This is a genomic window from Methanocella paludicola SANAE, assembly GCF_000011005.1.
Lineage (GTDB): Archaea > Halobacteriota > Methanocellia > Methanocellales > Methanocellaceae > Methanocella > Methanocella paludicola.
The window spans coordinates 1,441,206-1,463,313 of sequence record NC_013665.1; the positions used below are offsets into that span (position 1 = coordinate 1,441,206).

General features: G+C 53.1%; 20 protein-coding genes. 5 read left to right on the forward strand and 15 right to left on the reverse strand.

What is annotated here, in order from left to right:
• Nucleotides 1-68 precede the first annotated feature (68 nt).
• Together MCP_RS07260 and MCP_RS07265 are read right to left on the reverse strand one after the other, a co-directional pair.
• Nucleotides 69-569 carry a nitroreductase family protein gene (locus MCP_RS07260; protein ID WP_012900190.1) on the reverse strand — a complete coding sequence of 167 codons (501 nt, stop codon included), beginning with the start codon at nt 567-569 and terminating at the stop codon, nt 69-71.
• Nucleotides 570-609: 40 nt separating this feature from the next.
• Nucleotides 610-1,524: an ATP-binding cassette domain-containing protein gene (locus tag MCP_RS07265; protein ID WP_012900191.1), complete on the reverse strand. Its 915-nt coding sequence runs from the start codon at nt 1,522-1,524 to the stop codon at nt 610-612.
• 141 nt (nt 1,525-1,665) lie between these two features.
• Here MCP_RS07265 and MCP_RS07270 point away from each other — a divergent pair, with 141 nt between their 5' ends.
• Nucleotides 1,666-2,598 carry a deoxyhypusine synthase gene (locus tag MCP_RS07270; protein ID WP_012900192.1) on the forward strand — a complete coding sequence of 311 codons (933 nt, stop codon included), beginning with the start codon at nt 1,666-1,668 and terminating at the stop codon, nt 2,596-2,598.
• 10 nt (nt 2,599-2,608) lie between these two features.
• Nucleotides 2,609-2,995, forward strand: a complete 387-nt coding sequence (locus MCP_RS07275) for a hypothetical protein (protein ID WP_012900193.1) — start codon at nt 2,609-2,611, stop codon at nt 2,993-2,995.
• Between the two features lie 512 nt (nt 2,996-3,507).
• Here the strand turns inward: MCP_RS07275 and MCP_RS07280 are convergent.
• Together MCP_RS07280 and MCP_RS07285 are read right to left on the reverse strand one after the other, a co-directional pair.
• A complete protein-coding gene (locus MCP_RS07280) occupies nt 3,508-5,025 on the reverse strand; it encodes a PAS domain-containing sensor histidine kinase (RefSeq protein WP_128567091.1) in 1,518 nt (505 codons plus the stop codon).
• Between the two features lie 100 nt (nt 5,026-5,125).
• Nucleotides 5,126-8,086 (reverse strand): CheR family methyltransferase, encoded by a 2,961-nt coding sequence (locus tag MCP_RS07285; protein WP_012900195.1) that lies wholly within the window; start codon nt 8,084-8,086, stop codon nt 5,126-5,128.
• Nucleotides 8,087-8,275: 189 nt separating this feature from the next.
• Here MCP_RS07285 and nucS point away from each other — a divergent pair, with 189 nt between their 5' ends.
• Nucleotides 8,276-9,028, forward strand: a complete 753-nt coding sequence (gene nucS / locus MCP_RS07290) for an endonuclease NucS (RefSeq protein ID WP_012900196.1) — start codon at nt 8,276-8,278, stop codon at nt 9,026-9,028.
• Nucleotides 9,029-9,753: 725 nt separating this feature from the next.
• Here nucS and MCP_RS07295 read toward each other — a convergent pair.
• The 11 genes from MCP_RS07295 to MCP_RS07345 form a co-directional block, all read right to left on the reverse strand.
• Nucleotides 9,754-10,374 (reverse strand): hypothetical protein, encoded by a 621-nt coding sequence (locus tag MCP_RS07295; RefSeq protein WP_012900197.1) that lies wholly within the window; start codon nt 10,372-10,374, stop codon nt 9,754-9,756.
• A 43-nt stretch (nt 10,375-10,417) separates the two neighbouring features.
• Entirely contained in the window at nt 10,418-11,869 is a 1,452-nt protein-coding gene (locus tag MCP_RS07300) for a hypothetical protein (RefSeq protein ID WP_012900198.1), read from the reverse strand.
• A gap of 88 nt (nt 11,870-11,957) precedes the next feature.
• A complete protein-coding gene (gene pdxS, locus MCP_RS07305; RefSeq protein ID WP_012900199.1) occupies nt 11,958-12,854 on the reverse strand; it encodes a pyridoxal 5'-phosphate synthase lyase subunit PdxS in 897 nt (298 codons plus the stop codon).
• A 267-nt stretch (nt 12,855-13,121) separates the two neighbouring features.
• Nucleotides 13,122-13,640, reverse strand: coding sequence for a Mut7-C RNAse domain-containing protein (locus MCP_RS07310; protein WP_012900200.1), 519 nt, complete (start codon nt 13,638-13,640; stop codon nt 13,122-13,124).
• A gap of 33 nt (nt 13,641-13,673) precedes the next feature.
• Entirely contained in the window at nt 13,674-14,939 is a 1,266-nt protein-coding gene (locus MCP_RS07315; protein ID WP_012900201.1) for an MFS transporter, read from the reverse strand.
• A gap of 58 nt (nt 14,940-14,997) precedes the next feature.
• Nucleotides 14,998-15,675 (reverse strand): endonuclease III domain-containing protein, encoded by a 678-nt coding sequence (gene nth / locus MCP_RS07320; RefSeq protein WP_012900202.1) that lies wholly within the window; start codon nt 15,673-15,675, stop codon nt 14,998-15,000.
• Between the two features lie 70 nt (nt 15,676-15,745).
• Nucleotides 15,746-16,873, reverse strand: coding sequence for a pyridoxal phosphate-dependent aminotransferase (locus MCP_RS07325; RefSeq protein ID WP_012900203.1), 1,128 nt, complete (start codon nt 16,871-16,873; stop codon nt 15,746-15,748).
• Between the two features lie 17 nt (nt 16,874-16,890).
• Nucleotides 16,891-17,322 carry a 6,7-dimethyl-8-ribityllumazine synthase gene (ribH, locus tag MCP_RS07330; protein ID WP_128567271.1) on the reverse strand — a complete coding sequence of 144 codons (432 nt, stop codon included), beginning with the start codon at nt 17,320-17,322 and terminating at the stop codon, nt 16,891-16,893.
• A 23-nt stretch (nt 17,323-17,345) separates the two neighbouring features.
• Nucleotides 17,346-17,810: a riboflavin synthase gene (gene ribC, locus MCP_RS07335; RefSeq protein ID WP_012900205.1), complete on the reverse strand. Its 465-nt coding sequence runs from the start codon at nt 17,808-17,810 to the stop codon at nt 17,346-17,348.
• 18 nt (nt 17,811-17,828) lie between these two features.
• Nucleotides 17,829-18,974 carry a pyridoxal-phosphate-dependent aminotransferase family protein gene (locus tag MCP_RS07340; protein WP_012900206.1) on the reverse strand — a complete coding sequence of 382 codons (1,146 nt, stop codon included), beginning with the start codon at nt 18,972-18,974 and terminating at the stop codon, nt 17,829-17,831.
• A 93-nt stretch (nt 18,975-19,067) separates the two neighbouring features.
• Nucleotides 19,068-19,697: a hypothetical protein gene (locus MCP_RS07345; protein WP_012900207.1), complete on the reverse strand. Its 630-nt coding sequence runs from the start codon at nt 19,695-19,697 to the stop codon at nt 19,068-19,070.
• Nucleotides 19,698-19,778: 81 nt separating this feature from the next.
• Here MCP_RS07345 and sepS point away from each other — a divergent pair, with 81 nt between their 5' ends.
• Together sepS and MCP_RS07355 are read left to right on the forward strand one after the other, a co-directional pair.
• Entirely contained in the window at nt 19,779-21,377 is a 1,599-nt protein-coding gene (sepS, locus tag MCP_RS07350; RefSeq protein ID WP_012900208.1) for an O-phosphoserine--tRNA ligase, read from the forward strand.
• 1 nt (nt 21,378) lies between these two features.
• On the forward strand, nt 21,379-22,038 hold the full coding sequence (locus tag MCP_RS07355) for an endonuclease V (protein ID WP_012900209.1): 660 nt from the start codon (nt 21,379-21,381) through the stop codon (nt 22,036-22,038).
• Nucleotides 22,039-22,108: the final 70 nt, after the last annotated feature.

The following is a 22,108-nucleotide window of genomic DNA, read 5'->3' on the forward strand; positions in this document are numbered from 1 at the left end:
CGAGGTTTGAAGGCATACAGGACGCTATTAGAAATTACATTATTCACTACGAGCATTGACTCGGGGATCTAGGGCTTATACATATTGTGGAATGTGACCTCTTCCAGGGACTTTTTCGTCTTTTTCGGCTGTTCCTCGGGATAGCCCGCCGGTACCATGGAGACTAGCGTGTATTGTTCGGGCACATTGAACATCTTTCGGACATCGTCGACGTATGCTTTCTTATCGCCGGCTACCCAGCAGGTGCTGATACCCTTCGCTGCACAGGCGTAGATAATGTTCATGGTGGCGGCGCAGCCGTCCTCCAGATAGTATTTCTGGTCCTTTTCGCAAAATACGACGAAGCAGGCGGCCGCTCCACGGATGAATTTGCCATGGTCCGCCGTTTCAGCGAGCTGCTGGAGAAGCGCTTTATCCGTTATGCAGCCGATGAGCCAGGGCTGGATGTTGATAGCCGTCGGCGCCAGGCGGGCACACGTCAGCACGTCATCCAGGTCTTTTTGGGGTATGGCCATATCCTGGTAACGGCGAATGCTCCGCCGGCTCTTGATAATGTCCGTGAAGTCCATGATTGAGGATTTATATTTTGTTATATACAATGATTTCCTGTCATTGTCCCGGAGACGGCTCGATCAGAGCGTGGTACATGTCCTCGAGCGACGTCATCGTCTGCCGGGCCTCGTATACCTCGGTAAATGCGGACGCCTGCCGGATGATGTTAGGTATATGCAGGTAATCGTCCACTTCCACTAAAATGTAGTCCTCGCCCACCTGAATGCGGTTGGCGTATATCTGGTGCCTGAGCACCGACTCGACTTTTTGAATGTTGATGGGGCTGACCCGGAGCATGATGCCCGGCCTGCCTATCTTCTCGCGGATGGACAGCATTGACTCGTTCATGAGCGTCATGCCGTCCTTGATGATGGTGACGCTGTCGCACACCTTATCGATGAAGTTCATGTTGTTAGCCGTGAGGACGACGGTCTTATCCCGGGTGGCCTTGAGGGAGTTCATGAACTTGACGCTGAAACCGGGGTCTAGCTCGGCCAGCGAGCCGTCCATCAGGATGACGCTGGCATCGTTTATAAGTCCCAGGCCTAATGAGACACGCCTCTTGATGCCCTTCGACGTATCCCCCACTTTCCTGTCCAGGTCGGCCGTGATGTCGAGCAGTTCCGATAGCACGTCGGTGCGGTACTTGATCTCTTCCCGGGACAGCTTTGCCGCTTTACCGGCGCTTTCCAGTATCCAGCGGGGCGTCCTGTTCTCGGGAATGGTCTGGAGCTCGGGAACGACGCTGATCATGGGCTTGAGCTCACGGACGTTGCTGACGGATATGCCGTCAATGGAAACAAAACCAGAGTCAGGCTTGATCAATAAGGAGAGAATCTTTATGACGGTGCTCTTGCCGCTGCCGTTGGGGCCGACAATGGCGTGCACTGCGTTCTTTTCCACGGACATCTCGAAATTATCCAGCGCCTTCGTGGTGCCGTAATACTTAAAGACATTATGCGCTTCGATCATCCGTCCCACTACCGACAAATCGACGTTTTACAAGCTTAAATAGCTTCTTTGGATGTAGATATAAAGATTATGTATCAATCGATTAAGCGGGGAAAAGACAAAATTGATAATCCCCTGGAACGTTATGTGTCTCGACTTACGATGATGGGTAATAGAATAAAGCCCGCGGAGATCCGCGGCACCATGACAGTTGATCAGCTTATCGGCCAGCTTGATGGCTGCGCCTTCGGCGCGGGCCGTATTGCGAGGGCTTGCGATATCTTAGAGGAAATGCAGGCGGACGACGTAACGAAATTTTTCGGTCTCTCCGGTGCGATGGTGCCGGCAGGCATGCGCAACGTCGTTTCGGACATGATCAGGGATGGATATATTGACATTCTCGTGACGACGGGCGCCAACATGGTGCACGACGTCATCGAGGCGGTCGGCGGATGCCACACGTTCGGCGCGGAGACGGTCGACGACTTCGAATTACGGAACCAGCACATTAACCGCATTTATGATGTTTACCTGGAGGACTCGTGCTTCGAGACCCTTGAGTCCAGGCTGCAGGGCATCTTCGGCGGCCTCGACCAGAATAAGACTTATTCTATCAGGGAACTGCTCACCGAGATCGGCAGGGGCCTGGACGATAAACATTCTATACTGAGGACCGCTTACGAGTGCGACGTGCCCGTCTACTGCCCCGCCATCCAGGACTCGATCATCGGCCTGCAGGCCTGGCTGTATAACCAGACGGGCAAGATGCACGTCGACGCCTTCAAGGACATGCGCGAGCTCATGGACCGCTGCTACGATGCGAAGCGCACCGGCGCCCTGCTTATAGGAGGCGGCGTGCCTAAGAACTATATCCTCCAGTGCATGCTGGTTACGCCAAAACAGGGCTACGACTATGTCATCCAGATCACCATGGACCGTGCGGAGACCGGCGGCCTGTCCGGCGCCACTCTTGAGGAGGCGCGGAGCTGGGGCAAGGTCGGTGAGAACTCCAAGACGGCGCAGGTCTACTGTGACGCTACGATCGCACTGCCTCTGATGGTGGCGGCGGTCAACGAACGCCGGCAGAAAAAGTGATGGTGATACCGTGACCGAGTACCTGAAGAAGTACGTCGACGGCTTCAAGGATGGCCTGGCGGAGGCTGCAGCTATACTCCAGAAGAACGAGCATAAGGACTGGGATATCCAGAAATATGGTGCCTTTTACGAGAATAAGTCTAACGACCTGAAGATCCGGGAGGGGACGGAGAAAGGCTACGACGAGGGCATAAAGGATGCCTATGCCACGGTCGGGCAGGACCTGCACGATAACGAGTTCAAGGAGTATTCCATCGAGGACTACGGTAAGCTATACGAAAATATCGTACGGAAGATCGGCGACTGCCTGAACTGTAAGGACATCGGCAGCGATAAGGGCTGCGAGGTCGGAAAGACCATATGGTGTACCAGGCTGCTGGAAACCCTTAAAGAATAATATTTGACTCTTCCGCGGTTTTGGGATTAACATTTTTATCCTTTTCTCGTTATGCCTTCGTTGAGTGGTCCAACCACAGGGGCACAGAGCTCACGGAGTTTCACAGAGTTATTTTTTAATAATTTGAGGACACGGAGAGCACAGAGCCCGGTTTATTGGCTTACCCGGGGCACAGAGTTTATTGGGGCACGGTTGACGAATAAACAATTACCACATGATTATTTGATAACAGTTTTCCACCTGGACCGGTTTATCGTCAGCTATGCCTCCTTCAACTCTGTGCCCCAGGCATATTATAAACCCGTCCTCCGTGCCCTCTGAGTCTCCATCTATAAGAAATCTCTGTGAACTCTGCGCTCTCCGTGCCCCTGTGGTTGAGGACACTCAACGACCGCATAACGTAAAAGAGCATGGGGATCAGCTACAACAATTACGATCCCAAAAATGCACAAGAGCTTAATATTTTAAATCTTATTTTACACAAATGGGCATTATGAATTATTTTTAAAACATTAAGTATCAGCAGCCGGAAGCATGACAACGAACTTCGCGCCTTTCGTATAGTCGCCAGGTACACGGTCTTCCATCCAGAACTTGCCCCCGAAATCGTCCACGAGCTGCTTTATGAGGTAGAGCCCGAACCCTTTACCCCTGGCCCTAGCGTTCCCGATGTTGAGGCGTTGGAGTAATTTACCCTTGTTACCATCCGATATACCTGGGCCGTTGTCTTCAACGGATACGCGACAATACTCCTTCCCCTCCTCGGTAACCTTATCCATTACGACGTTTATCAATATCGGGCCGCTCGAATGCTTGATCGAGTTCCCTATCAGGTTCACGAATATGTCCTTCAAGAGCTCGTTGGCCGCGACCATGCATTCGCAGTTACTGGTAAGCTTTATCTGGATATCCCTGCCTGCCACACTGGGATGATTATTTTTAATATCCTCGAGGACCTTAAAGATGTCAATAACGCGGTGCTCATAGTGCCCCGATCTTTCAAGCTGGACCTTCCTCACGTTCTCGATGAGCTTCGAGCTATTCAGGAGCATTTCGTATGGCTTTGATATCATGTCTCTATGGTTCTCATCGATCCGGCCATCCGTTCTCATCATATCGAGCGCCAGATCCAGGTATCCTATGGCTACCTGGTTCATGTTGTTGATGTCGTGGCTCATCAGATCGACGTAGAGCTCCGCCTGGGCTTTAGTTTCCATTAAGGCCTTATCGTTTTTTTTACGCGCGGTGATATCGCGGGCGAAGGAAGTGACGTATTCATCTCCATAATAATCCAGGTAGTTACTGGTCATTTCTACAGGGATGATGCGCCCGTCCCTGGCCCTGAAGCTCAATTCTAAGGTGCTGGAACCCCTTATTTTTAAGTCATAAACGAATTCGGCCCACTTATCGGCCGTGAATGACGGATCGATATCGATCGCCTTCAACTTTGTTAATTCTTCATTATTGTATCCCAGCAATTCACGCGAAGCCATGTTAGCGTAGATGATGTGGCCGCCGGGCATAAACCAGAAGATCATGTCCCGGGCGCGATTGACGGAAAATTCGTTCAGCCTTAATAAGCGGTTCACTAGCATTTCCGAAGTAATATCCTCCAGACGGATGAAAATGCCAAAATCAGAAGAATTCGCGGATATCTTATACCATTGATGAAGGTAGTCAGTATATTTATTGACCCAGTTTTGTTTTCCATCCAGAAGTTCTCGGATCATTTGAGGGGATAGCATGCGGCCGAGCTTTCTTGGATAAATTTCTTCAAGTGGCTTGCCTATGAGCGATTCTCTGGTATCCTCGAAAAATTTTACGGCATCATCGTTCAAGTATACGAGCCGCCACTGGCTATCGAGGACAATGAACGCCACCGGGACGGTGCTTAATAAGCCGGCGGTAAGCGCCCTCAGCTCCCCTAGCTCTTCGATCAGCTCTTCCCGGCTCATTTCAGGGTCAGGCTGTTGCTTAATGTTGGCTATCGGGCTCTCCCGCATATTATGCTTATCCGTCCGCATTTTCATGAATACATATCCTTCCGTGTATTATTATAAATCGTTTAGGATGAGCTATTACCTCAGTGCATCCGACATCACTTGCGTCAGGCACTTTATCTAATAAGCTTTAAGCCCGATCCGTCGCATCCTCGATGGACAGCAGAATTAAGCCATCACCGGCGCCAGTCTCTATCATTCTCGCGTTGAGCAGCATCACACGGCGGCCTATACTCGGAAAGTCATGCTCGACTTTAAAGTCATCGAACGATCTTTTGCCGGGAAGTATATTCTCGAGCAGCTTCTTGAGATCGGGAATGTTCCATTGACCGTTGCCAAGTTCATATAATATATGATGCTCAGTCTCTTCGGGGGAGACGTGGAACGTTTTGTAGAATGATTTATTGGCATTAATGACGTGCATCGCATTATCGAGCACCACCAGAGGCTCCCGGATGGTGGCAATAACAGCTTCCGTGTACTCTTTTGCGGCCTTCATAGACTTTTCAAGCTGTTTCATCTGAGTGACGTCATTAAACGTGATCACCACGCCATCGATGACGTTATCCACGGTCCTGTAGGGTAACACACGCATGATATACCAGTCGCCATCCTTAGTCACGATCTGCTTTTCCACAGGAACGAGCTTTTCGAGAACTCTGCGTGATTCCTGTACTATTAGACTATTGCCATTATTCGCATCCTTAATGTTCGTCGAAATATCGGTGATGGGCCGGCCCAGGTCCCCGGGGAGTAAATTGACGATCTTCGTGGCCGAGGACGTAAAGCGCGTTATCTTGAGGTTATTATTTATAAAAATGGTGGCGATGTCGGTGCTGTTGAGCAGGTTCTTCATGTCATTATTCGTGCGGGTCAGGTCGTCCAGCTTGGCCTGAAGCTCCGAGTTGACGGTCACAAGCTCTTCGTTGAGCGATTGCATCTCTTCCTTCGAGGTGGTCAGCTCCTCGTTCGTGCTCTGCAGCTCCTCGTTCGTGCTCTGCAGCTCCTCGTTCATGGACCGGAGCTCTTCCTGCGACGCGCGCATCTCCTCCATCGTGGACTGGAGCTTATCCTTGGTGTATTTGAGCTCCTCGGAAAGCTGGCGGCTCGTCTCGCTCTTCCCGGCGGTCGCGGCCTTTGACGTCCTGGCCTTAGGCGGCTTCTCAGCTTCATGGAACGATACCAAAAAGAGGCCCTTTAAGGCCTCCGGCTGCGTGATGAGCTTCACAGCAACGTCTACAGTCTGGGTATGCGCATTCGTCTGGACTTCAACGCTTTTTATGACCACATCGGCGTTGTTCCTTTTAGCCCTATCGACGGCGATCGAAAGCTCCGTGTCCAGGCCTTTTCTCGCCATGGCGAAGATGTTCATGCTCGCCTTCCCCGGAGCCGGCTCCAGGTATTTACCCGTATGTCCGTGGATATAGATGATATCGCCATTATGGTCGATTATCGCTGCCGGCGGAGATAACAGGTCCAGGAGCGCCTGGTGAGCCAGCTCGACTGTGGGCGGCCTTAATACACGGGCCTGGATGTTCATACGCTCGATCGGATTGGACGTCGCTGCCGGGATTATAGTTTGAACCTCTCTCCTGGTCGCATACTCCTTTCTCCCAAAGAGCTTCCATCGATTGTTGATCGTCGTGAATAAGTCGGAAAATTGGCCGAGGGTCTCGGAAGTGCCCAAGAATAAGATCCCCCTTGGGTTCAGGGAATATGCGAAAGATGATATGATCTTGGTCTGCGCTTCCGGCTTCAGGTATATCAGCAAATTCCTGCAGCTTATCAGGTCCATCCCGGTGAAAGGCGGGTCATGGATGACGTCCTGCTCAGCGAAAATGATCATCTCGCGGACGCGCTTTTTGACCTTGAAATAGCTGTCTTCCTTGGTGAAAAATTCCCGCAGTCGTTCCTCGGATACATCGGCCGCGATATTATCGGGATACACGCCTTTACGGGCATGCTCGATCGCTTCGCTATAGATGTCGGTAGCGAATATTTGAACCTTGTTCGGCCTGCCATCCAGGGATTCAAGCAAGACCATGGCGATGGAATACGCCTCTTCCCCCGTGGAACAGCCGGGCACCCACACCCTTATCAACGAATTCGGGGCCACTTTCTTTAACATCTGTGGAATGGCTTCCTTCTCAAGTGCGTTAAACGCTTCAGGATCCCTGAAGAAGTTGGTTACACCGATAAGCAGCTCTTTAAATAGCGAGTCGACCTCATCGGCATGACCGTTGAGATACTCGATATACCCCTTCAGGTCCTTGATCTTGTGGACGGTCATACGCCGCTCTATCCTGCGGAATACCGTGCTCGGCTTATAGGCCGTGAAATCGTGGCCCGTTCTTCGGAGAATGATCTGAAATATCTTATCTATATCCGACGGCTTCTTAGTTATCTCCGCCACGCTTTTACTCAGCAGCCGCTGGTAATTCTTTCCAAATTCGACGAGTTGCTCGGGGAGATCTGCGGCAGGCGCGACGTAATCGACCATGCCCGTATTGATGGCGCTCTGCGGCATACTATCGAATTTTGCCTCGGACGGTTCCTGCGCCATCACCGTGCCGTTCTTTTCCTTAATGGCCTTGACGCCGAGGACTCCGTCGGTGCCCATTCCGGAGAAGATGAGCGCAATGGACATTTCCCGCCTGTCGGCGGCCAGGCTCCGAAGGAACACGTCGATCGGCATCCGTACGCCTTTCGGCATGGACGGCGTGTGGAGCTTGAGAACGCCTTCTGATAACGTCATGTCATTATTCGGCGGTATGACGTAGACGTGGTTCGGTTCGATCACCATGTCATCTTCTGCCTGCACGACAGGCATCCTCGTATAACGCTGTATCAACTGGGGCATGATGTCCTTCTTGGTCGGGTCGAGATGTGTGATAAGGACATACCCTATTCCGGTATCAGGCGGCAGTTTCTTGAAAAACTCCTCGAATGCTTCGAGCCCGCCGGCGGAGCCGCATAGCCCTGCGATAAAGAATTGGCCTTCCGAATCCTCCTGCTTTCCGGGTATAACGGTCGGCTGGTCCGAGGTCGGCGTCTTCCTGTCACCCTTAATCCTTGAATTATTAGCGCTCATTGTGAATTCCAAATTTTTTTAATAAACTTATAAATTATTAGTCAATTATCAATATAATAATATTGCTGTGTGATTTTTGTACATACTCGCCCCCCCCCCGATGATTTTGGAAAATTTATTGAACTTTTTTTAGATAAAGTGAAATCATCCGCGCATCCTTTAATATCGCGAACGTATGTCTATCGAGCAATGAAGTACCTGGTCTCACCTGTCCCGGAGGAAGCCCTGGAAGCCCTGAACGAAAGTGCAAGCAATATAAAAAAGCGCATGGTGACTATCGTAGGGAACTGCAAAGTCGACTATAACGGCAGGGCCCGCTCTTTCCTTGATTACGGGGACAGGCTGGTCATCGTCAAGGCGGACGGTACAGTAATGGTCCACGGCAACGAGAAGCGCGAGCCCCTGAACTGGCAGCCGCCGGGCACTAAGGTTAAGTACACGATAAATGGCGGCCTGACCATCGAGGCAAAACGCACGAGCCCGCCCGAGTCCATGCACATACACTTTAAGAATATCGAGGCGCTCAGCATTTTTCAGCTACACGATGGCGCCGAGCTCAATATCGTCGGCGAGGAGGCCGACATTGTGGATAAGCTTGAGGCAGACCCGTCCATGATCGAGGAAGGCCTGCGGGTCATGCGCCGTGAACAGGTGACGAACTCGGGATACATCGACCTGCTATGCGAGGATAAAGATGGCACGACCGTCGTCGTCGAGGTCAAGCGCACGGCGATCACGCACAACGCTGTCTACCAGCTGGAGGCGTACCTGGTCGACTTCAAGAGGAAAAACCACAAAACGAAGGTCAGGGGAATACTGTGCGCCCCGAGAGTCACCGAAATGGCAAAAACGCTCCTCGAGGAAAAGGGGCTCGAGTACAGGCAAATAGGCTATGACTTCGAGCTTAAGGACCGAAGTCAGTCCTCGCTGGAAAATTTTTAAAAATGTTAGCTGTGTTGAATTACTATCATCTCGCCCTTGCTGTCAAAGCCCGCGAAGAGGATCAAGTCCGCGAAGACTTATTCGAGCCCAAAGACCGCTAAGTTTACGCGAAGACCGCGAAGACTCTCTTAAAGAATTAATTATGACTTTTTAGCCTTAAAAATTTAAATGTTCTTTTGAGGCAGTATCTCGATTGTTCAGTAATATTATTTTTCTTATTCTCCATCCTTTCTCTATGCCTTCGTTGAGTGTCCAATACACAGGGTCGCAAGGCCACGGAGAACTCACTAATATTTTTAATATGCGAGACACTGAGGAGACAGAGAGGGGTTTATATTTACTTGAGAGACAGAGTATTACGGGGCATGGCTTATCATAAACCGGTTATATATTATAACCATCCTATTAGTCTGTTAGCAGGTTTATTGGCAACCGAGTCTCTATATTCTCTGTCAAGTGCTTTGCGAGTCATCCGTGGCCTTGTTGCCCTGTGTATTGGACACTCCATGAAGGCATAATGTAAAAAGGAGAACGTAGTAACAGAGCCAGACTGGCAAATTACCGAAAAAGCAAGACATTGCCCTTTATATATCTTCGCGGTCTTCGCGCAAGCTTCGCGGTCTTAGGGCTCGAACAGTCTTCGCGGACTTGATCCTCTTCGCGGGCTTAAAATGGGAGCGGCTAGGATAAAAAAGGCTGATTCAACCAGCAAAAAAGCAGGATACTCAGGACGAAATGACCCGGCCCTGCTGGCCGATGAACGTCCTCATCTCAAGGGCTTCGGCCTCAGACCTGCTCTGTTTCGCGAGCGAAATATAGTAATTCGCCTGGCCCACGTAATAATTATACTTGATGGGGTTCTGCTCGGCGAAAGTGCGGGATGCCTGGTACCGGGCCTCCTGGTATGACAGGTTCATGTACTCAAATGCCTGGGTCTCGTAATAGGCAGTCTCGTTCCATTTCTCCGAGAGGGCCGTCTCGTCAGCGGTCGAAGCAAAGGCCTTCATGCTGTTGAACGCCGTGCGGGCCTGCTCCATATACGCCTTCGCCTGGGTGATCTCGGCCGTGGCGGTTTCCCAGTTCGCTGACTCATACGCGATACGGCTCTCGTTCGCCGTGACGATCGCGTTGTTATAGTTCATGAGGCCGGCGTTGAGCCGGTCCGCGTAATTATACTGCCGCTCAATGGACTGGTTGATCGGTATCGGCGTCGAAGTCACAGGAACGGTAGCGGATGGGGTAGGAGAGACGACGTTCCTGTAAGTATCCCTTACGAATCCCACGCAGCCCGAGCTTAACACGATTAGCACTAATAGCGCCACCAGTAATAGCCTGGCAAATTTCATACACGTCACCTCCGGGTGCTGACAATAGAAGTAGAGGATAGATTTAAAGCTTCCTCTCATTCCATATGACAATAAAGCCTATCGCGAGAAGCGCTGCCAGTATCCCGAATCCCGGCGTCACCGTGGACAGCGGGTTCTGGTCCCGCCACTGCTGCTCGGCAACGGACGCGTTCTCGGCAAGCTTCAGCGCCGAGTCCGCATGCAGGATGCTGTCTTTGAAATTGCTCGCGATATAGTCGCGCTGCGACTGGTTATACATCAGGCTGGCATTAGCCAGCGATCCCTTCGCTTCAGGGCTCTTCAGCTCGCCGATCGAGGTTATTTTATTCCGGGCAAGCATCATGCGGTAGCTGGCCTCATCCTCTTCGGCCTGAAGCTCGAGGCTCGTCACGACGTTCGCCGTTATAGTGGCGTTCACGTAATCCTTTTTATCGAACATGACCGTCGCGTCTCCCAGCTTATTCCTGGCATCGTCTAAAATGCTCTGTGAAGACGTGCCTGTCATGTTAGGGGCGTTATTGAGCGCCGCCTGGGCATTATCGAGCGCCGCACGGGCTTTGTTCTTCTCGGCCTCCGTCTGGTTAACCTTCAGGGAATAGTAGAACTGCTGCTGGATCGCCTTATCGGCCGCCCCGTTCGCCAGGTTCGCATAGGTCATGGCGGCAGTGAAATTCTCGGCATCGATATACTGCCTAGTGTAGTTCAGGTAGCCTTCGGCTTCGGATATCGCGCTCGCCGTCGCAGGGTCATCGGTCGAAATGACCGTCTTGAGCTTATCGTTCACCGTAGAGACGACCTTCTCGACGTCCGCGATGCTTTCCCTGTAGTTCCTTTCCTCGATCTTCGCGTTGCTCACGAGGTCGACGGCCTGCTTTGCATCATTGAGCGCCCGGGCATAGTCGCCCGAATTATAAGCGCTCCAGCCGTCATTCAAAAGCCCGGTGGCATTATTGACATTAGCGATGGCCTTTTTGCCCAGGAAACCGCTGCTTTTTGCCTCTGACAGCGTCTTGTTCGCGAACTGAAGCTCCTGAAGGGCCTCGGGCTTCAGCGGCGACTCGACGTATATGGTGCCCGGCTGGACAACGGTCTCGTTCACCCAGGTCGACGTATAGGAGTTATACCAGGTCAGCTCGATCTTATAATAGAATGAGTGGTAACCGGCGGACACGTTGCTGTCGCACTGGATCAGGAGCTGTCCGGGCGAGGTGATGCCGTTGGACTCGACCTGCACGTAGCTGCCCCCGAAATCGACGGATGAGAACAGGCTTTCGGGCATCCAGTCATAGTGGACGCCGACCGAGTATATCCGGACCGGGAAATTTTCGTTATTTTTAACCGTTACGTTCGCCGATACGATCTCTCCCTTGTAGAGGACATCGTAAGGCATCGTCGCGTTGACGAAGACGTTGACCGCCGCGCAGGCCGTACCGGCCCCTAACACGATAAATGCCATAAGGATGATCGGCAGGATGATGGTTCTCATGCCCTTCATAGGCTAAAATAGCGTCGAGTAAGCACTTATGTTTTGTGGTTTCTACTAAAGATCTAAAAAAGGTGTAATACAGGTGACCGCAGGGCTTTTACCAGCCGCGGGCCTGTATCTTCTCTTCGGTGGGCATGGTGCTGATGCCAATGCCCTTCATCGGGTTGCCCGTGCCCTTGGATATTTCGGCCAGCTTCGCCGGGTTGTCATAATTGTTGACCGCTTCGACGATAGCCCTCGCCATCTTGTCCGGGCTTTCGGACTTGAAGATGCCCGAGCCGACGAATACGCCGTCCGCTCCGAGGCGCATCATTAACGCGGCGTCTGCGGGAGTCGCCACGCCGCCTGCGGCGAAGTTCACGACGGGGATGCGCTGCAGCCGGGCCGTCTCGATGACCAGCTCGGAGGGCGCCTCGATCGTCCTTGCATATTTAACGAGCTCTTCATGCGTAAGGCCCCGGAGCTCACGGATCTGGCCCTGGATCTTCTTCATGTGGTTAACGGCCTCGGACACGTCGCCGGTGCCGGCTTCGCCCTTGGTCCTGATCATGGCCGCGCCCTCGTCGATCCGGCGGAGCGCCTCGCCCAGGTCCCGTGCGCCGCATACGAAGGGGACGGTAAATTTCGTCTTCTCGATATGATATTTACTGTCAGCCGGGGTAAGCACCTCGGACTCGTCGATCATGTCCACGCCGATGGCCTCGAGGATCTCCGCCTCGACGAAGTGGCCGATGCGGGCTTTGGCCATAACGGGTATGGTGACCGCGTTGATGATCTCCTCGACGATGGCGGGGTCGGCCATCCGTGCTACGCCGCCGGCCTTCCGGATGTCCGCCGGGACGGCCTGGAGCGCCATGACGGCGACGGCTCCGGCGTTCTCGGCGATGAGGGCCTGGTCCTTGTTGGTGACGTCCATGATGACGCCGCCCTTCTGCATCTTTGCGAACCCTCGCTTCAATAGCGTGGTGCCGTGGCGTAACTCTTCGAGCTTCATGTCTTTACCTTCTTTCTGGCTATTGTAAAATGGTTTTTAATATTTAAATACTACGATTACGGCATCAGGCTGTATTGTAGCTCATAATGCCCCGGAGATATAACAGCAGTATGATCCCTGCCGGTGGGAATATAAAAAGCCCGACTATTGCGGCTATGGAAACGATGATCGTGTGTATGTACGTGACGAATCGGTCGATAATGCGGAACGTTATTACCACCACTTATGAGGATTCGGCCATTTGTTTATATACTTGTTAGTATTGTTTTATTTGGCAGGCTTTTGGGAGTTTCGTACCTGTTCCGCCGTTTTTAATATGTTCCTCCAGTGGCTTCCCTGCCAGTATGCCTTGCCGCACTTTTCGCATACCCACAGCGTCCGCTTATCATTAAGCAGATGTTCCGGAACTTCTTCCGAATTTTTAAGCTTTTCAATGTCCTCTTCCGTGGCTTCTCGCAGAGTCGCATTGCAGACCGTGCATCTGGTCATGTTCGGGTCGATGTCGAGCCTGTAGCTTTCCATCAGCTTTTCAAGTTGCTCCCTGACGTCGTCAGAGCTTACGAGCACGGTCTGGACGCCGGCTTTCTTCGCCCTCTCTATGAGCGCCCTGTCCCGGGAGATGAGTATTCTGCCCTCTGCCTTAGCGATGTCTATCAACCGGGTGTCCTCATCCGGCGTGGGCTCCATGTCCAGCGCACTTTTGGTATCGTAGCCGAATATGCGGAGCCAGGCGATGAGGCGGCCGAGCATGCGGTCCACGAGAAAATGGTAAGCAGAGGCGTCCATCAACAGGATATTTCACCCGTGAACAGAAATAATTTAGTCCGTGTTCGCCTTACACTTATCGGCCTTCGCTGGCATATCGGCATCATCCACCATGCGCTTCTCAAAGATCCACATGAGCCCGGCCCAGAGCAGCGAGATGATGGCCAGCATTAACATAAGGGCCCGCAGCCCGTACTGGTTGACGGAGACTCCAAGTATCGTTCCCATGGAATCGTAGCCGCCATAAGATGCGATCATATAGCCGCAGATGGCGAACCATACGGCATTGGCGATATACATGCCCGTCGCAAAGATGGGGCGTCCAATGTAGGTGCGCTCCCGGAAAGTGTTCTTGATGATGTTCTGGGTGGCGAAGCCCACGGCGGCGACGCCTGCCGAGCCGATGATGCCCTCGAGTATAAAGACGACGACCGGATCGGACGTGAACATGATAAGAGCCATTTCGGCGGCGAAAATAATGATGCCCAGCGATGCGAGGACCTTTCGCGTGGTGAACTGCCAGCGGGCCAGCACGTAGTAAACGGCAATAGTGACCACGCTGACCACGATAGCCAGTAGTCCCAGCCAGTAATCGCGTATGCCCACGTTCGTGAAAAACACCTTTGACAGGGAGCTCCATGTGCTCATCGTCAGCGTGGATAATAGCATGACGAGCATGAACGTGATCAGCGTGTGTCTGTCGTCGAACACCTTTTTGAGGTCGTCTTTGATGGGATATTTGTCATATGTCTTATAATAGATCGGGTCCTTGAGCGCGAATATGATGGCCGTCGATAGCACGAGAAACGCCAGTGCCGAGAGCAGCCATATGCCATAGCCGAAATAGTGGACGATGATGCCGGCGGCCAGGGGAGTCATCGCGCCCATGATGGTCGATATGACGTTGTATTTGGACATGGCGTAGGTCGTCTGGACGCCGTGGGCGTCGATGATCTCGCATATGACCAGGAATGTAAGCGTCCAGAAGCATCCGGCGGCAAGGCCGATAAGCAGCCCGGATATTAGAAGCACTTCGGGCGTCGGGAAAAGATACAGCAGTACCTCATACATGGCCGACACGAAGCCTACCAGAATGAAAATGGTCCGGGTGTTGAACTTCCTTAACAGGAATATGAGTAAAATATTCGATACGGCCGAGCCGACGCTGACCATGGCGAAATGAAGGCTGTAATAGATCGAGGGTATGTTGTAGTCGATGGCATACTGCGGAATGAAAAGAACGACGCTCAGCCGCCCGTAATACATGAGAATGAAAGCGATGAGGAAAAGGTCGAGTACGTTTATCTTACGGGCGGACATGGACTATCTGAAAGGCCAAATGTTTGAAATACTTTTTGCGTCCATCGCGGAAGACGGCTTACTTCGGCGGCTTTTTCCTGATGCCCAGCTTGCGGGCGTAGTCGCAGACGTCAATAAGGAAGCACTCGTCGTGCTTCGGGCTCTGTGCCCTGCATATTTCGCGGCCGAACCTTATGAGGTCGACGTGCACCGAGCCTCGCTTGCCGGCGGGAACATTCTCCATTAATATGCGGTGTGTCTCCTCGTGGTCGGCCTTCTCGGGCACGATGCCCAATCGCTTAGTGACGCGGAATACGTGCGTGTCGACCGGTATGACGTCGTCGCCGCAGGCGAATAGCAGCACGCAGTCCGCCGTCTTAGGCCCGACACCCTCGATGCTCAGGAGCTCTTTCCGGGCGGCCTCCGGGTTCGCCGTGCAGACGAAGTCGATGTCTCCCCCATAATCGTCGAGTATAAGCCGGGATATCTCCTTGATACGCCTGGCCTTGATCGTATAGAGCCCGCCTATCTTGATCAGCTCGGCGATCTTATCTTCAGGGGCGTTCGCCAGCTTTTTGGGCGTATCGTAAACTGAAAAGAGCCTTTGAAAAGCCACGGACGAGTTGCGGTCGGTCGTGTTCTGAGAAAGTATCGTATTGATGAGCACTCCGAATGGCTCGCCCTTTTTACCATTATAGGTTCCGTAGTGTTCGATCAGTCGCTTAGATATTTCCGCTGTCCTCTTTTTATCGTTCATGTTCGGGCCAGATAAGTATCGGATACGTGTCTATTAATACTTTATATGATCGACTACGGCGACCCCGATATCAAGCGCCCGTCACGCACTTTTTCATGCGCTCCAGGCCCTTCTTGATATCATTCATCGAGGATGCATAAGACATGCGTATATGGTCGTCGCTGTGGGGCCCGAACGCGGAGCCCGGGGTCAGGCCCACGCCCGCCTCCAGGAACTTTTCCGCCCACTTCTCAGAGCTTCCCTTGACCTTTGGCCAGGCATAGAAGGCGCCTAAAGGCGTTTCGCACTGCAGGCCCATGTCCCTCAATCCTTTAACGACGACGTCCCGTCTCTCCTTGAACTGGCGGCACATGTTCTCGACACTGTCTTGCGGTCCATTTATAGCCTCAAGAGCGCCATACTGGACGAACGTGGTGGGGCTCGTCGCGGTGTGCTGCTGGACTTTGAGCATGTTCTGGAATACCGGCTTAGGCGCTGCCGCATAGCCTATGCGCCACCCGGCCATCGCATATGCCTTTGAAAAGCCGTTGATCGTCACCGTCTTATCCGGTATCATCGAGCCGATGCTTACCGGCTTAACGTCGTAGACGATCTTCTCATAGATCTCGTCCGACAGAACATATAAGCCATGGTCCTTAGAGAGGTCGGCGACCATCCGGATGTCCTTTGTATCAAGGACGGCACCGGACGGGTTATTCGGGCTGTTAAGAATAATGAGCTTCGTCTTCTTGTTCACGTACTTCGAGAGGTCCCTTGGCAGGGACCCATCCTCGTTCGACTTGACCCAGACCGTCTTACCGCCGCTCATCTTGATGCAGGCATCGTAGGATACCCAGCCGGGGTCGAATACGATGGCCTCGTCGCCTTCTTCCAGCAGGCTGAACGTAACGTAGAACACGGCTTGCTTGGCCCCGGGTGTGACGAGCACGTTCTTACCGGGCACATCGAGCTTATTCTCGTTCTTTAACTTAGCAGCAATAGCATCCCGTAGTTCGGGGATCCCGGCCGCAGGAGCATAGTGCGTCTTACCGGATTTAAGCGCCTTCTCGGCAGCCTCAACAATATTCGATGGAGTATTAAAATCCGGCTCACCCAGGTTAAAGCTCAGGATATCCTTGCCCTGTCTCTTCAGCTCATTCGTCAGGTCGGCAAGCCTCAGGGTCGCGGACTCTTCCACCTGGTCCAGTCTTGAGGACATAAAAGGTCAAAAAAGGATTATTTATTATATTCCTTAAGCCGGCGCACCATCTTCACGGCCGCCTCGACAGCTCTCTTGGAGTAGTCGATACGCTCGCTGGCCTCCAGTCGGGTCATGCCCGGGCCGGCGATGCCCAGCGTTATGGGCTTGTTGTATTCCAGCGCCAGGTCCGTGATCTTACGGGTAGCCTGGGCCACGACGACCTGGTCGTGATCGGTGGCGCCCTCGATGACGCTGCCGATCGTGACGACGGCGTCCAGGGACTTATCCTCGGCCATTTTTTTAACGGCGAGGGGCATGTCGTAGACGCCCGGCACGTAGATGGTCTTGGTGACCTTCGCGCCTAAGAAGGCGGCGTGCTCCTTGCCCAGTAATTCCATCTGCCACGTGAGGTCGCGGTTGAACTCTGCGACCACGAATCCGATAGTGATCTCTTTGCTTTCTGCCATATAAACCATAACCTGTATAACAATTAAATCCTGGCCGGGCCGACGTCCTCGTAGCCCTGCCGCTGGCCGGTTCCGGCCTCTTTCTCCAGTATTTTGGGCTTGAACATGAGCTTGACGACGTTCAGGGCGTGCTCCCTGGCGCGCTTTTCCATGAGCGCTGCGAGCTCCCGGGCATCGGGCGCCTCGTCCTCGTGGACGAAGACCTCGATGATGTGCCTGCCGGTCATTAGCTGGCATATTATAATCCCCATGCTGGCCTCGTGGGCGCAGGTCTTATCGACGGGCTTGCTCCCCGGCATGCCCAGGGCCATCACGATGTCGCAGTGCTGCTCGTCGAAGAGCTTCTTGCACGCGACCGGAAGGTCCTTGATACCGGGCACCGTGTAGCGCACGATCTGCGCGGAGCAATTTCTTTTTAATTCGTCGATGGCCGCCTTGCCCATGTCGAAGCGGGCGAACGTCGTGTCCGCTATCCCGATCTTTACCATTAATTCCTCAATACCCGATTAACTATTATATACCTTTCGAAAAGCGTCTACGCCGGCGTTCTTTTTGCCCTGGTCGAGCGCTTTCAGGCTGATGAGCGTCTTTTCAAGCGAGTCGAACGTCCTCACGAGGTCGGCCTCGGTGAAGGCGTTCATCGAGGGGATGCGGAATATTTTGCCCTTGAGCCTGTCCTGGCCTCCCGCGATCGCGACGCCGTCGTTAGCCTTCATGGGGCTCCTCAGGTCCTTGTCGCCTACTCCCGCGGGTAACTTGATAGCGGTGACGGTGTTGGATAATACGGTCTTTCCATCCGTAACCGGGTATAGCTCAAGGCCCAGCGCCTTAGCGGCCGACCTGATAGCCTCGGCGCCCTTCCTGTGGCGCGCGATACGCTTCTCGATCGTCTCTTCCTTGATCATGCGCATGGCTTCCGTCATGCCATAGAATAAAGTGACCGACGGCGTATACGGGGTCTCCGACCTCTCCGCTTCCGCCGACTTCTTGTACTTCTTAAGGTCCATGTAGTAGGGCGGGTTCTTGACCATCGAGTCCCAGGCTTTCTTGCTGACCGTGACCGACGAGAGGCCCGACGGCGCTCCAAGGCACTTCTGGGCTCCTGTAACGGCGATATCGATGCCCCACTTATCCACTTCGACCAGGTCTCCGCCTGCCGAGGTGATGCAGTCCATCACGAACAGTGCGTTGTACTTCTTCGCCAGCTTGCCGACCTCTTCCGCGGGATTCTTAACGCCGGCCGAGGTCTCGTTGTGGACCATCGTGATGGCTTTTGCGCCCTTCGAGAGCGCGTCCTCTACTTTTGCCAGGTCTATGGGGTTACCCCACTCGAACTCCAGGCTTTCGACGGCGCCGTAGCGGCCCGCTATGTCCCTGAAACGCTCGCCGAATTTACCATTAACGATCGATACGACTTTTTCGCCCTTGACCAGGTTCGAAATAGCGGCTTCCATGGCGCAAGAGCCCGAACCGGTGAGGACGTAAGTATCATTCTTAGTATTCAGGACGTACTGGAGAGCGTTCCTGCACTCGTCGTACATGTCGGAAAATGCCTTATCCCTGTGGTTGATCATCTGCTTCGACATTGCCTGCAATACCCTGGGGTGCAGCATAACCGGCCCCGGGATCATCAATAACGGTTCGTTCGCCATGTTTATCTCCTGTAGTAGGTACTTGTCTAAGATGGTTTAAACCATATATTTCTTTCGGGAATGGGCTGTGGGCGCCTTTTGAAAATAAAAAAGTTAGCGCCTTGCCCGGCTGGCCACGAATATGCCTGCTGCCACTAATGGTAAGGCCAGGGCGATGGCGCATGGCCCGGTGCCCGTCGTGCTCTGCCCGCCAGTGGAGGACGGCGAATTAGTGGCCGTAACTCCGGCGGTAGAAATATCGATGACCTGGTCCTGCCGGCCTTCATAGTCGTATAGAATGACCTTTACGATATTCGTGCCTTTAGGGGCCGCGGCCTCGACGAAGCGCATTTCTGAAGTACTGCCCGGAGCGATGGGATTCATCGTCGAATCGAAGAGCGTCTTATTCTTTCGGCCTTCCTGGTATATGTTGCCCTTATCGTCCATGAACGCAACGTACAGGTTGCCGTTCGCCGCTGCCGTACCTTTGTTCTCGTAAGTGAACCAGAGCTTCGGCCAGATCGAGTTGTCGGGGTCGGCCGAATAGGTATTGCCCTTATACTTATCCGTTATTTCGGCTTTTATTATGTGTACGACCATGTCGCCATACCGGTAGTCCTTGTTGATGGGTATGGTCACATCCGCCGCCGTCGCCGGCGCAACGAGGAGAGCCAGCGCGATGGCCACGACGAATAATGTGAAGGCTCGCATGCGCGATACATTATCATTTACGTATAAAGCCATTGTTCTCTCCCGGAATGATAAACACTATATATTAAAGAGGATAGAAGTAAGCTCAATCATACTTATATCGAGGCCGTTTTCATGAAATTCAACCCTGAAGAGGTCAAGCTAGAGACGCGAGAGGATTTTGATAAGGCGTGGAGCCAGAGCGGTAAGTATCTGACCCCCGTGGACCCGTCTAAAGACTATTCTATTAAGCCTGATAAGGGTAAGCCGTCCCCGGTCTATGATACGATGAACCGCCTGCGGGAGGCCTACCTGAACATGGGCTTCGACGAGATGGTCAACCCGATCATTATCGAGGACACGGATATTTTTAAGCAGTTTAACTATGAGGCGCTGGCCGTGCTGGACCGCGTTTTCTATCTGGGCGGCCTGCCCAGGCCGAACGTCGGGATCTCGGACGAGCGTTTTTTGCAGATCGAGGGTATTATAGCCAGGCCTTTATCGGACGCGGATAAGGAAACCATCCGCACGATCCTGCATAAGTACAAGAAGGGCGAGATCGAGGGCGACGACCTGGTGGCGGACCTGGCGGCCGGGCTTAAGGTGCAGGACTCGAAGATCGCCGTGGTCATCGACCACGTTTTCCCTGAATTTAAGAAGCTGGAGCCTGAGGCTTCGCATAAGACCCTGCGAAGCCACATGACGTCCGGCTGGTTCCTTACTCTTGAAGCTCTTGTTGAGCGGCGTAAGACGCCGGTTAAGCTGTTCTCCGTAGACCTGGTGTTCCGCAGGGAGCAGGAGGAGAACGCCGACCGCCTGCGGGCGTATCACTCGGCATCGTGCGTCATCATGGACCCGGACGTGAACGTGGAGCATGGCAAGGCCGTAGCCGCAGGCCTGCTGAAACAGTTCGGCTTCTCGCAGTTCAAGTTCAAGCCCGACGACAAGCGCAGCAAGTACTACACGCCGGATACCCAGATCGAGGTGTATGGCTATCACCCGGCGCTCAAGGGCAGCAATACCAAGTACAGGGACGGCTGGGTGGAGATCGCCACCTTCGGCATCTACTCCGCAACTGCGCTTTCTCAATATAATATACCCTACCCCGTCATGAACCTGGGGCTGGGCGTTGAGAGGCTGGCCATGATCCTTTACCAGGCGAAGGACATGCGTGACATGGTATACCCCCAGTTCATGCCCGAGTGGGAAATGACCGATCAGGAGCTGGCCCACATGATCTCCATCGAGCGCCTTCCGCATACGCAGGAGGGCCACGAGATGGCCATGGGCATCATCGCCACTGCAGAGAAGAATGGAAGCTCCCCGAGCCCGTGTACTTTCGAGGCATGGTCGGGCAGCATGAACGGTAAAAAACTAAAGGTCACGCTGGTCGAGAAAGAGGAGAACAAGAAGCTCTGCGGCGGAGCATACCTGAACGAGGTATACGTCTATAAGGGCGACGTGCTGGGCATTCCCCTGAACAACCCGAAATTCCAGGAAGTCCAGAATAAGGGCGTTCACGTCGGCATCCGCTACATCGACGCCATCGCCAATGCTGCCGCAAGGAACGCGGAAGAGGGTGTCTATGAGACTACGGTGAAGATGTCCCGTGCCCCGGGCGACGTGAACGTGCTCATCGACCCGGTAGGCCTGCGCTATATCCAGGGCAAAAAGCGCCGCGTGGACTTCCGCGGCCCGGTCTTTACGACTATCAAGGCCGAGCCTGTCGAGTGATATGGACGTTCACGAGCTGTATAATGAGCAAATAGAACTTTCAAAGAAAGCCATACTTACCGACTCCTTCCCGCCTATAAAAAGGGTTGGAGGAGTCGACTGTTCTTATTTAGACGATAAATTCATTATAGCCGGTCTGGTCGTTCTCGACTATGGGACTTTGAAGCCCATCTACCGGACCTTCGATATACAGAGGCTGACTTTTCCGTATATTCCAGGCTTACTTGCCTATCGAGAGGCGGAGGCCATGATGGGCGTCATTAAGAAAGCCAAAGTAAGGCCCGACCTTATCATGGTAGATGGTTTCGGTACGAATCATCCTCGCCGCTGCGGTATTGCCACCCATATCGGTATTAAGCTTGACGTTCCCGCGATCGGCGTGGGAAAGAGCTTCCTGTGCGGCGAAGTGCAGGGGCAGCGGATAATCCAGGACGGCGAAGAGACCGGCAGGCTGGTCCGGGCTATTTCCGGGCAAAAGCCTGTGTATGTATCGCCAGGCCACAAGATATCCCTGAAGACTGCGGTAAAAGTTGTTAAACATTGTATGGCAGGCCACCGCCAGCCCGAGCCCACGAGGCAAGCCCATGAATACGTCACATCGATAAAAAATAGATCTCTATTACGGGAAAATCTTAATCGCGCGAAAAACGGACCGCGTTAATTAATAATCCCTAAGGCGTATATGGACATTCGCTAAGTACATGTGCATGAACTTATTTAGAGGGGTATGT